At 52.1% G+C, this 12,960-nt stretch carries 10 protein-coding genes; 3 read left to right on the top strand and 7 right to left on the bottom strand.

The genetic code is table 11. The features are described 5' to 3' along the window. Positions 1 to 23 precede the first annotated feature (23 nt). From ABFZ83_RS02960 to ABFZ83_RS02950, 3 genes are read right to left on the bottom strand one after another with little or no spacing between them, the layout of a single operon-like run. The gene (locus ABFZ83_RS02960; protein WP_411818796.1) at positions 24 to 1,466 is read right to left on the bottom strand and encodes an NAD(P)-dependent oxidoreductase; all 1,443 of its coding nucleotides are present in this window, start codon (positions 1,464 to 1,466) and stop codon (positions 24 to 26) included. Positions 1,467 to 1,501: 35 nt separating this feature from the next. After that, a complete protein-coding gene (locus ABFZ83_RS02955) occupies positions 1,502 to 2,827 on the bottom strand; it encodes an ammonium transporter (protein ID WP_411817941.1) in 1,326 nt (441 codons plus the stop codon). An 18-nt stretch (positions 2,828 to 2,845) separates the two neighbouring features. Then, the gene (locus ABFZ83_RS02950; protein WP_411817940.1) at positions 2,846 to 3,184 is read right to left on the bottom strand and encodes a P-II family nitrogen regulator; all 339 of its coding nucleotides are present in this window, start codon (positions 3,182 to 3,184) and stop codon (positions 2,846 to 2,848) included. 327 nt (positions 3,185 to 3,511) lie between these two features. On the opposite strand from ABFZ83_RS02950, the gene ABFZ83_RS02945 reads away from it, so the two are divergent. Then, complete coding sequence (locus tag ABFZ83_RS02945; RefSeq protein WP_411817939.1) at positions 3,512 to 4,282, top strand: TorF family putative porin; 771 nt, start codon at positions 3,512 to 3,514, stop codon at positions 4,280 to 4,282. Positions 4,283 to 4,349: 67 nt separating this feature from the next. Here ABFZ83_RS02945 and ABFZ83_RS02940 read toward each other — a convergent pair whose 3' ends face one another. Continuing rightward, entirely contained in the window at positions 4,350 to 4,685 is a 336-nt protein-coding gene (locus tag ABFZ83_RS02940; protein WP_411817938.1) for a hypothetical protein, read from the bottom strand. Between the two features lie 121 nt (positions 4,686 to 4,806). On the opposite strand from ABFZ83_RS02940, the gene uvrB reads away from it, so the two are divergent. Both uvrB and ABFZ83_RS02930 read left to right on the top strand, forming a co-directional pair. Beyond that, a complete protein-coding gene (gene uvrB / locus ABFZ83_RS02935) occupies positions 4,807 to 7,173 on the top strand; it encodes an excinuclease ABC subunit UvrB (RefSeq protein ID WP_411817937.1) in 2,367 nt (788 codons plus the stop codon). A gap of 403 nt (positions 7,174 to 7,576) precedes the next feature. Next, positions 7,577 to 8,740, top strand: a complete 1,164-nt coding sequence (locus ABFZ83_RS02930) for a hypothetical protein (RefSeq protein ID WP_411817936.1) — start codon at positions 7,577 to 7,579, stop codon at positions 8,738 to 8,740. Positions 8,741 to 9,165: 425 nt separating this feature from the next. On the opposite strand, the gene ABFZ83_RS02925 is transcribed toward ABFZ83_RS02930, so the two are convergent. From ABFZ83_RS02925 to ABFZ83_RS02915, 3 genes are all read right to left on the bottom strand, one after another. Then, positions 9,166 to 10,545, bottom strand: coding sequence for an L-serine ammonia-lyase (locus tag ABFZ83_RS02925; protein ID WP_411817935.1), 1,380 nt, complete (start codon positions 10,543 to 10,545; stop codon positions 9,166 to 9,168). 3 nt (positions 10,546 to 10,548) lie between these two features. Beyond that, the gene (locus ABFZ83_RS02920; protein ID WP_411817934.1) at positions 10,549 to 11,319 is read right to left on the bottom strand and encodes a competence/damage-inducible protein A; all 771 of its coding nucleotides are present in this window, start codon (positions 11,317 to 11,319) and stop codon (positions 10,549 to 10,551) included. Between the two features lie 206 nt (positions 11,320 to 11,525). Beyond that, positions 11,526 to 12,902 (bottom strand): TadE/TadG family type IV pilus assembly protein, encoded by a 1,377-nt coding sequence (locus ABFZ83_RS02915; RefSeq protein ID WP_411817933.1) that lies wholly within the window; start codon positions 12,900 to 12,902, stop codon positions 11,526 to 11,528. Between the last annotated feature and the right edge of the window lie 58 nt (positions 12,903 to 12,960).

Here is a 12,960-nt window from a genome sequence, read left to right as displayed (position 1 = left end):
ACTTGGCGGTTTGCTTGCCGCTTTTATTCTGCGGCAAGCGGGCGCGTTTCGGCGGCGGTTAGCCGCTCCGTAATTGCGGCCGCAGCTTTGCGACCATCCACAATCGCCCACACGACCAACGAAGCACCGCGAACAATATCACCAGCCGCATAAACACCCGGCAAGCTTGTTTCGAGAGTCGTTGGATCAACGCGCAACGTACCCCTTGCTGTTACTTTCAGCTCAGGTTCGCCAAACATTGCCGGATGATCTTCCGGCTCAAATCCCAGTGCTTTGATGATTAGATCTGCATCGAGATCAAACTCAGCATCTGAAATCTCTACTGGAGAACGCCGGCCAGACTCATCCGGCGCCCCTAACTCCATCCGCGAAACGCGGATCCCATTTGCCTTCGCCGCATCACCACGCACAGCTTTCGGTGCGGCAAGCCATTCGAAAATGACGCCTTCCTCTTCGGCATTTGACGTCTCGCGCACGGATCCCGGCATATTTGCACGGTCACGGCGGTACAAACACGTAACTGACTTCGCGCCCTGACGTACCGCCGTTCGCACGCAGTCCATCGCAGTGTCACCGCCCCCAATGACAACAACATTTTTACCATTGGCATTGAGCTCGCCATTTTCATAACGAGGCACGCTATCGCCAAGCCCTAGCCGATTTGACGTTGTCAGATAGTCAAGCGCAGCAACAACGCCCTTGTTCCCGGCTCCCGGGCAGGCAAGGTCACGCGCTTTATAGACGCCTGTCGCAACAACGATTGCGTCATGCTCTTTGCGTAGGTCCGCAAATGATGCGTCACGGCCCACATTGAAGTTTCGAACAAATTCGACACCGCTCTCTTCCAAGTATTTTGTACGGCGTGCGACGACATCCTTTTCCAATTTGAAGTTAGGAATACCGTAAACCAAAAGGCCGCCGGTTCGATCGTAGCGGTCATAAACCTTAACCTTGAACCCCTCACGACGTAATTCCTCGGCCGCCGCAAGCCCGCCAGGGCCCGCACCGATTACCCCGATTGACTCGGGCCGTTCACGTGATGGCGACAAGGGTTTGATCCAGCCATTCGCCCAGGCGGTTTCGGTGATATATTGTTCGACCGAACCAATCGTGACCGTACCGTGCCCAGATTGTTCGATTACACATGAACCTTCGCAAAGTCGGTCTTGCGGACAAATTCGTCCACAAATTTCGGGCATATTATTGGTCGCAGAAGAAACCGCGTAGGCTTCTTCCATTCGGCCTTCAGCAACGAGCTTTAGCCAATCAGGAATATCGTTCCCGAGCGGACAATGGTTCTGACAGAACGGAACGCCACACTGACTACAACGTGATGCCTGCTCTTTCGCTTTATCATCCGCAAACCGTAAATATATTTCGTCGAAATCCCGGCGACGATCACCGGGATTTCTTTTCACTGGAGTCTCGCGATCGCGCGAGACAAATTTTAACATCCGCTCTGAAATGTCAGCCTCCAACCATACAATGTCAGCTATTCAAATCAGCTTTTAGCGAATTCTGGATAAGCTTCCAGACCCAATTCTGTTTTATCTAGGCCTAAACGCTCATCTTCCTCATTTGCGCGGACGCCAACTGTATATTTCAGCGCCAACCAGCATAATAAACTCACAACAAAGACGAAAATGCCAATCGCGAGCACACCTATGACCTGAACATGGAACATGGCTTCGGAATTAGAAAGCGGTACAATCACTGTGCCCCATATGCCGCAGAGCAAATGCGCAGGAATCGCACCGACAACATCGTCAATCTTGAACCGATCAAGCACCGGAACGGCTAGCGTAACAATAGCGCCACCGACCGCACCGATAAACAATGCTTGCCCGATGCTAGGCGTCAGCGGTTCCGCGGTGATCGAGACCAGACCACCAATTGCGCCATTCAAGACGATCGTCAAATCCACTTTTTTATAGAGAACTTGCGTAAGGATCATCGCCACAACAACGCCCGCACAAGCTGCCATATTGGTGTTGACGAAAATCTTGGCGACTGAGATAGCATCTTCGATAGTACCAAGCGCTAGCTGAGAACCACCATTAAAACCAAACCAGCCTAACCACAAAATAAAGGTACCCAGCGTCGCCATCGGCAAAGATGAACCTGGTAAAGGTGCTACGCGCCCATCGACATATTTTCCGACGCGCGGCCCTACGACCATTGCACCGGCCAGCGCCGCCCAGCCCCCGGTTGAATGGACGAGCGTTGAACCCGCAAAGTCTGAGAAACCCATGGCATCAAGCCAGCCGCCACCCCATTCCCAAGACGCCTGAATTGGATAAATAAAACCAGTCAAGATCGCGACAAAAGCGAGAAACGGCCACAGCTTAATCCGCTCCGCCAATGTGCCAGACACAATTGATGCAGCGGTCGCAACAAACACCATCTGGAAAAACCAGTCCGAGTGCGAAGAATATCCGGTATCAATCGGCGCGCTATCGTCGGCACCCCAAAAGACATCCAATGGCGCCAGGAATCCGCCCTCCCCGACGGTATAAATCAGATTATACCCAAACAAGTAAACCATTATGCCCGCTATAGAATACAGGGCGATATTCTTTAAACAGATTGTTGCGGCATTTTTGGATCGAACCAGCCCAACTTCCAACATCGAAAAACCAGCCGCCATAAACATAACGACCATACCCGAAACAAGGAATAACAACGTATTGAATACAAACACGGACGCATCTGAAGCCGTCGGCACTTCTGCGGCCGCCTCTTGTGCAATCGCAGGAACAGAACCGAGTGCAATTGCAGAAATGGCGCTAACCAATAGAGAAGCTTTCATTTTTTTATTGATTTTCATGGATTTTCCCTACGCTTTCTATAGTGCTGCTGCGCCATGCTCGCCGGTGCGGACCCGCACCGATTCTTCAAGATCTAGAACGAATATTTTGCCGTCACCAATGCGATCTGTTTTTGCGGCGTTACAGATAGCTTCAACAACCTCTGTTACGCGTGACGCCTCGATCGCAATTTCTATTTTCACCTTTGGCACGAAATCGACACTATATTCCGCACCGCGATAAACTTCGCTATGCCCCTTTTGACGACCAAAGCCCTTCACCTCCGAAACCGTCATCCCCTCGACGCTAATCCCCGTCAGCGCAGCACGGACATCGTCTAACTTATGCGGCTTAACGACCGCGATTATATATTTCATTGCCTTCCCTCCTTCCGTGCAGATCGCAAAGCACGACATGCACAATTGAAGATTCGCCACTAAGCTATCAACGCTTCAATGGCCGCGCAACAAAAAATTGCTGCAATTGCGAATTCGATGCGCCGATTAATAGCTGTTTCGCGCTTTTTTGTAGCATTTTTCTCTATTTATGAGGCTCATAATCGCTTTTTATTCGAATAGTTGAGATTGTTGCATTTTTGTTATTGTGCAGCGCAACGAGGTCATTCAAGCTTAATCCGTAAGCCAATGTTTTTCATCAGCACACACCGTTTCCAAAAAAACCGAGCGGGGTGAAAGGAGGACTGTATGTTCCGTAAACTAAGCGCACTTCTGTCAGCAGCACTGGCAACGACCGCGATCTCAACATCAGCACAAGCCGAGTCGCTGGAAGTATCTACAACGGTCGGATTTGAATCTCGGTATCTATTTCGGGGCGTTCAGTTCGCTGAAACAAGTTTCCAGCCTGCAATCAATTTAAGTTACGGCAATTTTTATATGAGCGCGTGGCTCAATTTGCCTATCGGTGATGATGATCTTGTTGTTACTCCGGGCGGAGAGGAATTAGATCTAGTTGCCGGATACAGCTTCCCTGTGAGCAGTATCGTGACGGCTGATATCGGCGTCACTTATTACACCTTCCCGGATCTGGCCAGCGGATTTTTTGATTTGTACGAAGAAGATGGCAACGGGTTAGGCGCGAATACAATTGAGCCTTATGTTGGACTATCATTTGATATTCCGTTATCGCCGTCGATTTATGTCTATCACGACTTTAATTTTGACACGACAACTTTTCAGGCCAACGCATCTTACTCAGTACCTATAGCTGAGAAAACGAGCTTTGATCTGGGTGGTTATATTGGATATGTCATCGACGATACGGGCGGTACTGATTACGTCTACGGAACAGCATCCGCTGATATATCCTATGCGATCAGCGATAACGGATCATTTTACACGGGCATACGTTATGGCGGCTCTGACCTGCCGGGCGGGTCTGTCATTGATGACTCAATTGCTGGAACAACCAAAAGCAGCGCCGTTTGGTGGGGCGTAGGATTTAACGCATCCTTCTAATACTGACTGAGGCTTTTCTTTTAATTCGAAAGCCTATTTATAAACCTCAATAGCCTGAAGCTCACTCCTATCTCATAGGGTCAGCTTCAGCGTCCACTTCCTCAGCTTCTTCCCGTTCCGACTCAGTCAGATTTCCATCAGCTTCGACACCTTCTTCCGGCATTGTGACATCGGGAATACCTTCATTCTCATCCCCTGGTTCAGTAACCCGAATGTCGACCTCTTCGGTGCCCAATAATGCCTCGGCATCGTCATCAAGCACGACTTCTTCGTCACTATTATTTGCAGGTGTATCAATTGCCGGTAATGTCGTCGTAGTCGCCGGTTCACGCTGGTCCAAGACCATCCAAATCACGACCGCTGCGATCAATGCCACGCCAATTATCGTGATAAACCGTGTCATATTCGCCTCCTCAACAATATTACCTTAATAACCCGATTGGGCTTTCTTTGTTCCTCAATGGGATTTCTAAATTCGCTGTGAAGCGCGGTTAAAGCCTCTTCCATTTCGGGCCGTTCGCATTATGTTCGCATTTATGCCAGCGCCGAAAAACAAACCGACCAGTCAGCCCACCACGCCAAAATCCGCGATTGCCAATCACGGATTTGCGGAAGCCGTGGCGAGCTATCATGACCGCCTCGCGCCGCCATTGGCAGCATGGACACCACACCGCCCTGAGCGCCCGGAAAAAAGGGGCTTGTCGAAACCATTGCGGGTAGTCTCTGACTATGAGCCTGCGGGCGATCAGGTAACCGCTATTCCCGAATTGACCGAAGGGATCCGGCAGGGCGAATGGGACCAAGTGCTATTAGGCGCGACCGGCACCGGTAAAACCTTCACCATGGCCAAGGTAATCGAGGCAACCCAGCGCCCGGCGCTGATCCTCGCGCCGAACAAGACGCTTGCTGCGCAGCTGTATGGCGAATTCAAAGCCTTCTTCCCGGACAATGCGGTCGAGTATTTCGTGTCCTACTACGACTATTACCAGCCGGAAGCCTATGTTCCGCGCACAGACACCTATATCGAAAAAGAGAGCACGATCAACGAACAGATTGACCGGATGCGTCACGCCGCAACACGCGCAATTCTTGAGCGGGATGATGTCATCATCGTAGCTTCCGTATCGTGCATTTACGGTATCGGCTCGGTTGAAACATATACGGCGATGACCTTCACGCTCAAAGTTGGCCAAATGCTCGAGCGGAAAAAGCTGTTGGCCGATCTCGTTGCGCTACAATACAAACGCAATGACAATGCCTTCGCGAGGGGGTGCTTCCGTGCGCGCGGCGACACGATTGAGATTTTCCCGGCACACTATGAAGACCGCGCCTGGCGCGTTTCAATGTTCGGCGATGAGATCGAAACGATCACCGAATTTGATCCATTGACCGGAAAGAAAACGGGCGATCTCGAAGAGGTCACCCTCTACGCAAACTCACACTATGTAACGCCGCGACCGACACTCAATCAGGCCATCACCGGGATCAAAAAAGAACTAAACGAAGTCATTCCGGTCATGCGTGAAGAAGGCCGATTGCTAGAAGCCCAACGGCTTGAACAAAGGGTGCAGTTCGATCTTGAAATGATGGCCGCCACCGGTGCCTGCGCGGGGATCGAAAACTATTCGCGCTATTTGACGGGCCGCCTGCCTGGCGAACCGCCGCCCACCCTGTTCGAGTATCTACCCGAAAACGCACTCGTTTTTACAGACGAAAGCCATGTCACCGTTTCTCAGATCGGCGCAATGTTTCGCGGTGACTTCGCGCGCAAAAAGACACTGGCCGAGTATGGTTTCCGGCTGCCATCATGCCTCGATAACCGGCCACTGAAATTCGAAGAATGGGAAAAGATGCGCCCGCAGACCATACACGTATCCGCAACGCCGGGTAAGTGGGAAATGGAACAAACCGGCGGCGTATTCACCGAACAGGTCATCAGGCCAACTGGCCTGATCGACCCGGTTGTCGAAGTGCGTCCGGTTACTGGCGAAAAAGCCAATCAGGTCGATGACGTGATTGCCGAGTGCCAGACAATCGCCAAAAAGGGCGGCCGGGTTTTGGTAACGACCTTGACCAAGCGCATGGCCGAAGACCTCACCGAATATATGCACGAACAAGGTATTCGCGTGCGCTATATGCATTCAGATATCGACACACTTGAGCGGATAGAAATTATTCGCGATCTGCGGCTTGGGGCGTTCGATGTATTAGTCGGCATCAACCTTTTGCGGGAGGGGTTGGATATCCCCGAATGTCAATTGGTTGCTATTTTGGATGCCGATAAGGAAGGTTTTTTGCGTTCAGAAACCTCGTTGATTCAGACCATTGGCCGGGCTGCGCGAAATGTCTACGGACGCGTCATTCTTTACGCCGACAAAATTACGGGCTCTATGGAACGGGCGATGAGCGAAACGGATCGCCGCCGTGAGAAGCAAATTGCCCACAACAAAGCGCATGGCATTACCCCCGCGAGCACAAAGGCAAAAATCGCCGAAATTGCCTCAAGTGACGACGAGGGCGCAAAAGCCGCAATGGGCCAGACATTTGTTGGCGATAGAGGTTTTCAAGCAATTTCCAACCGCGCTGGCTTTGCGGAGGATGAGGCCGACTTCGAAGGCGCACCGGGACATAATCTCAAGGCGCATCTTGATCACCTCACCAAGGAAATGCACGAAGCGGCATCCAATCTTGAGTTTGAAACGGCGGCGCGTCTGCGCGATGAAATCAAGCGCCTTCAAGAGGTCGAATTGGCTATCGCTGATGATCCCCTCGCCCGGCAGTCTACGATCGAAGCACGGGTTGAAGCGACTTCTGATGGCCGTATCAAAAAATCAGAAGGCACCGTTAGCAACGTACGCAGCAAGCCGCGATCGCGGAAGAAAAAGCGGTAATAGATAGAAATCGGTCGGCTATTATCAATAAAAGTTTTCTTTCAACAAGCGTCATTGCGGGCTCCGACCCGCAATCCAATAAGCAAGGGCCTCCCTTCATCACATTACACCTGCCGTTGGATCCCGGATCAAGTCCGGGATGACAGTGGCGATGTTCACGCTCTCACCACAAGCGTCATTGCGGGCTCCGACCCGTAATCCATCACGATTTAATTTAAACTTTCAATTTCTATACGTATCGAATTAGCTGGCCAGACTATCAACATTAAAAGGAGGCAATGGAAACTGCGAGGTTTTCTTCATTCGAATAATTAAGGTGCTCGACATCTAATATATCTTGATCCGAATTTCACCCTGCCTTAGCCTCACCTTGTTACGTGTTTGTCAGGGGAGGATAATCACCATGCGCCGAATTCTGAATTTCACTGCGATTTCGGTAGCTTCATTACTAATAAACCAAGCGACTGCCGCGCCCAAAGAATCCGTAAAAAAGCCATCAACGCAATCAACCACAATCAAGACAAAAGAGCTTGATCACACGATCATCATGATCGATCGCATCCAAGGGGCGCGAGAAAAGGCCTTTTCGGAAGCGGATAAAATGGGCCTCACGATTAATGGGTATGGGGATGTGAAAGGTCTAAATAACGTCCTAAAAGACCACTTTAATCAAACCTCGCTTGGCCGCACCGCACTAGATGAGCAAGCCAAAAAGATTGAAGAGGCAGGATTGGACTTTGCCGCTTTGCGCGAATTAGATTCGCTTTTGCGATCCGGGCCAATAGCCATCGAACGCATTGAATATGTTCCCGGTTGGGATGCGGGAGGGCATTCCAATGGTATTATTATGCGCCCGGACCAACTCGGCGATTATGAAGGCAATGAATTCACGCCGGGCCTGCCATCCAAAGGTTCCCTCGCTGGTTACTCTTATCACATTCGGCGAAATCCCGATGGGGGGTACACGGAAACTATTGTTTTCGACGACGGAAGTCACATCATCCAGGGCAGTTCTGATAACGATGCCGGCGGGAAAACGCATTTTGTCGTGGTTTTCGCCGATGGCCAAGTTCGTTATACCGAGAGAGTAGACACTGACAAACGCGGGAACGTTACTGAAGAACGGGTCTATATTAACCCTGAACCGCATGAGACAAGCGAGGCGGAAGAAGAACACGCAGCCCGTCAAAGAGAAACATCCGGTGCCTCGGTCACTGTTGGTGAGCCTACCGAAGAAGAAAGTGGTGACACAGAGGATGCCGACATCGAAGGCTATCAACCTGCTGACGGTACAGCTGGGGTATTTTGCCCGATGACCGTTGAAATATGTCGCCGCGAATATAACCGCGCGATTTCCTCCCGGGAGAAAGTATTCGCTGGCATGATATTCGTGAACCCGGGCGACCCGGACGACCAACCTAAGGGGCCGCGCTTGGTCTATGACCCCGAGGATTTAGCAATCAATCCTTATTTCTCTTCCGGGGCCGGCAGCAAAAAACTCAACCCCGGTCAATTCCGCATGGTCTTGCCTGTTCTCGTTAACCCTCCGGGTCCAGATGAAGAGTAATTCTCTGGTACTGTATCCCGGATCAAGTCCGGGATGACGGTGGCGATGTTCACGCTCTAACCAAAAGCGTCATTGCGGGCTCCGACCCGCAATCCAGCAATTAAGCCGGTTTCCTTTTGCCTCGTTCACGCCGATGGATCCCGGATCAAGTCCGGGATAACGGTGGCGATGTTCACGCTCTAACCAAAAGCGTCATTGCGGGCTCCGACCCGTAATCCAGCAATTAAGCCGCTTTCCTTTTGCCTCGTTCACGCCGATGGACCCGGGATCAAGTCCGGGATGACAGTGGCGACGTTCACGCTCTAACCACAAGCGTCATTGCGGGCTCCGACCCGCAATCCAACAACAAAGGCGCTTACCTTTTGCGTTGTTCCTGCCGATGGATCCCGGATCAAGTCCGGGATGACGGCGTTGGAAGAGTCACGTCAACACTCAACGACGTTCACCGCTAATCCGCCTTCGGATGTTTCTTTATATTTGCGCGACATATCGATTCCGGTCTGGCGCATGGTTTCGATAACCTGATCAAGCGAGACTTTATGTTCTTCGGAAGCGCGCAGCGCAAGACGCGCGGCATTCACCGCTTTCACCGCGCCAATCGCATTGCGCTCAATGCAGGGTATTTGCACGAGGCCCCCGACCGGATCACACGTAAGACCTAAATTATGTTCCATGCCAATCTCGGCCGCATGTTCAACTTGCGCGGGGGTGCCACCCCACACGGCCGCGAGACCACCCGCCGCCATCGAACAAGCAACGCCAACCTCGCCCTGGCACCCCATCTCCGCACCGGAAATCGAGGCCCGTTGTTTATATAAAATCCCGATGCCCGCGGCAGTCAGAAGGAATTTTCGGATATGCTTTAGGTTTGTTGTTCCGTCGCTCGCGCAATAATGTTTGAGCACAGACGGTATGATGCCTGCCGCACCATTTGTCGGCGCAGTTACGACGCGGCCACCAGCGGCATTTTCTTCGTTGACGGCCATCGCGTAAACATTGAGCCAGTCAAAAAGCTGTTCCCGTTCATTCGCCAAAGGCGCTTCTTGCAATTTCTGATAGAGCGAATGCGCCCGCCGCTTAACTTCTAAACCGCCGGGCAACACGCCATGCGTCTTTAACCCGCGGTCAATACAATCACGCATCGCAAACCAGATTTGATCGAGCATGGTCTCGGTTTCGAAACGCGGTCGGTGGTCATCCTCATTTTCGAGAATGACCTCGTCAATCGACAGGTTTTTATCCTGACACAACGCGAGTAAATCTTCAGCTGACCCGAAAAAATGTCGCCCCTGACGAGGACGAGAGATAAGATCGTCCTCCGCTGGCGTGGAAAGCTGTTTTGCACTCGCAATAAATCCGCCGCCTACCGAATAATAAGTCTGTTCGAAAATTGGTTTGTCGGCGCTATCCAACAAGACCAGATACATTTCATTGGGGTGCATTGTCGGCGTGACATCGCCCCGAAGGTCGATGTCGCGCTTTGCATCAAACGGAATGGTCTTTCCGCCATGAAGCGTAATTTCCTGCGCCTGTTTTGCGTTCTGAAACGCCGCTTCCGCTTCGTCAGGGTCTGTTGTCTCCGGCGAAAACCCCAACAGGCCCAATATGGCGGCCTTGTCTGTTCCGTGGCCAACACCGGTGAGCGCCAATGATCCGTGTAAGTCTATTCGTATGCGCGAAGCCTTGTCGAGCGATCCGTCCCCGCGCGCCTCTTCGAGAAAACGCCGCGCGATCCGCATCGGCCCAACCGTATGGGACGATGAAGGGCCAATACCGATTTTGAAAATATCAAAAACACCGAGCATGTTCTATTTTTCGCTCTCTTTCCGATCACTCATTACCGGTTCAAACCCTTGAGCCTTTATTGCCGTCGCAACAGCTTCGATCGCCTTGTCTGCAATGGCGGCATCTCTTGACCGCGCAACAACCGTGACACCCTTATCATCGCCATCAATCGGATAGCTTCCGATCGAAACGCCCTTAATCTCGGTCTGAATCTCACCGAGCGCACCGGCAATCACAGATTCGGGCAATTCATACGCAGTTGCCGCGCGCGAGTGGACAACCTCGCCCCGTTCGATTTCGTCATCTATGGCGGTCAACATCACCCGGAAAATTCCCGGAACGCCCGCCATGACGAAAATATTCTCTATACATACACCCGGCGCACCAGAAAGTTTGTTCACGATAAGCCGAGCCCCTTCGGGCGTGCGCGCCATCCGCAACCGCGCCTCGGTCACTTCTTTGCCTTGCGCGGTATAAAACTTCTCGATCATTTTCTTCGCGATCGGATGGGTAATGACGGAAACGCCCAGCGCTTTGGCTATCGCATCAATCGTAATGTCGTCATGGGTCGGGCCGATCCCGCCCGAGGTAAACACGTAATCATATTTCGTGCGGAGCGCGTTCAACGCCTCGCCGATATCGTCCATATCATCGGTAACAAAGCGGGCCTCGCGAAGCTCTACGCCGCGTTCAGTCAACCAACCGGCGAGATAGTGCATATTGGCGTCTTGCGTACGACCGGACAAAAGCTCATCGCCAATCGCAAGAATTGCTGCGGTCTTTTGCTTCGCCATATCAATCTCGCCGTTTCATAACTCATCCGCCGCGAACCCTCACGGCCATACCCATGCTTATGTCGAGTTCGACGGGTGGGTGCAAATGATTTTGGGTCACGACAATAACGCGCTTTGCTATTGCGGGGATATCTATCCACCAATAGCGAGTTTCGTGCAGAAAATCGTCGAAAACGGGCAGAAAGCGTCGAGCACTCAACCGCAGTCTATTCGCGGAGATAGGTTGTCCCGCCCACGGGGCCGATCCCTTGGGGCACCGGCACGTCGGTCGCGTTATAGTCGACATTCAGAACCAATGTCGGACTGCCGGTCATCTGCATTTTATGCGCGACAATCGCCGTATAGGCAGACCGGTCCGCGACCGGCAAGACGGACGCAACATTCAAGACACCACGGGGAAGATAAAACGTACCCAATAATGTCCGCGCATCGTCGCTCATAATATTATGAAGTCGGCCCATCGGGGCATGACGGTCTTCGAAGAACAATATCCCGGCGAGCGGACCCGCTTTTTGCGCACTCAGCTCGATGATGGCTTCTGGGCCGAAATAAAAAGTCGCGTCGTCGCCTACCATATAGAACGAGACATCTTCGCCATGAAACTTGCCGCCAAGACCAACAAGCAATGGACCATCCTTGATCACATAGGTTCCCGGTGCGAGATGCACATCGGCAAATTGACCAATCCCCAAACCGCCGCAATAGACACCGGGACTGAGATTATAGGTCTTCGTCAACCCGCGACCAATCCCCTCAACGACACCGCCGGTTAATCCGCCGGTCAAACCACCTGTGACCTCATCGAGCGTTCCAGAAACGCCGGTCACCAAAGCCGCTGCGGCGGCCGTTGCGATTTCAGTAACCCGCTCCCCATAGGAAGCATCATAATGCGTGCACGGACCGACCGATGGTGCAACACGCTCAGACAACGGGTCTTCATATACCGGACAATCCAGCGTCGGTGCCGGATTAAAATTCTGCGCCCCGCCAAATGCGCCGCCCGCAGAGCAAATCATACCGGCATCAATATCGGAAAGCCCCGTCGCGATCACGCCCTGTGTCGATGTGGAATTCGACATCAATGAACATTCATCGGCAATCAATTTTGAATTGACCTGAATGGCCACCGCACCAGGATCGGCTTCTTCGAGCGCAACAACACAGACATTCATGCCGCCCAACGCGACGGCAACCGACGTAATATCGAGATCAGCCATAAACGGCATGAAATTCGTCAGGATCAGGCCATCCGAAGGCGGCACCACAAGACGAACACTGACCTCACCTTTCTCTGGATCAACGACAACGCGCGACCGGACGCGATCAAAACCATATTCTTTCGAAAAGCCGCTATCGATAATATTTTGAACAACGGCTTCGACCTGAGAGCCTGATGCGTTGGCCAATAAAAACTCGCGCGCCCCGCGCGTCGCCAGCGTATCGGCAAGCTCCTTGAGGTTGCCGCGTTCACTATGCCACCGATAGAAATCAATCGCGCCGCCCACAAAGCCGAGAATAACCGGCAAAACGAGCGCGCTTAAAATGGCGATATTGCCAGATCTATCCCGAAATAATGAACGCAAGGGTTTCCCTCAGACACAGGTGTACTACCGCATTTCATTTATCGGGGGAAACCGATAA

It is taken from the genome of Hyphococcus formosus (assembly GCF_046736345.1).
GTDB classification, from domain to species: domain Bacteria; phylum Pseudomonadota; class Alphaproteobacteria; order Caulobacterales; family Parvularculaceae; genus Hyphococcus; species Hyphococcus formosus.
The sequence above is the reverse complement of the archived record's forward strand: the minus strand, read 5'-3'. Positions and strand labels throughout refer to the sequence as shown.

Excerpts from the sequence above, each read along its gene's own strand:
- ABFZ83_RS02955 (WP_411817941.1), bottom strand. The coding sequence starts at position 2,827 with ATGAAAATCAATAAAAAAATGAAAGCTTCTCTATTGGTTAGCGCCATT.
- ABFZ83_RS02950 (WP_411817940.1), bottom strand. The coding sequence starts at position 3,184 with ATGAAATATATAATCGCGGTCGTTAAGCCGCATAAGTTAGACGATGTC.
- ABFZ83_RS02945 (WP_411817939.1), top strand. The coding sequence starts at position 3,512 with ATGTTCCGTAAACTAAGCGCACTTCTGTCAGCAGCACTGGCAACGACC.
- ABFZ83_RS02940 (WP_411817938.1), bottom strand. The coding sequence starts at position 4,685 with ATGACACGGTTTATCACGATAATTGGCGTGGCATTGATCGCAGCGGTC.
- uvrB (WP_411817937.1), top strand. The coding sequence starts at position 4,807 with ATGTTCGCATTTATGCCAGCGCCGAAAAACAAACCGACCAGTCAGCCC.
- ABFZ83_RS02930 (WP_411817936.1), top strand. The coding sequence starts at position 7,577 with ATGCGCCGAATTCTGAATTTCACTGCGATTTCGGTAGCTTCATTACTA.
- ABFZ83_RS02925 (WP_411817935.1), bottom strand. The coding sequence starts at position 10,545 with ATGCTCGGTGTTTTTGATATTTTCAAAATCGGTATTGGCCCTTCATCG.
- ABFZ83_RS02920 (WP_411817934.1), bottom strand. The coding sequence starts at position 11,319 with ATGGCGAAGCAAAAGACCGCAGCAATTCTTGCGATTGGCGATGAGCTT.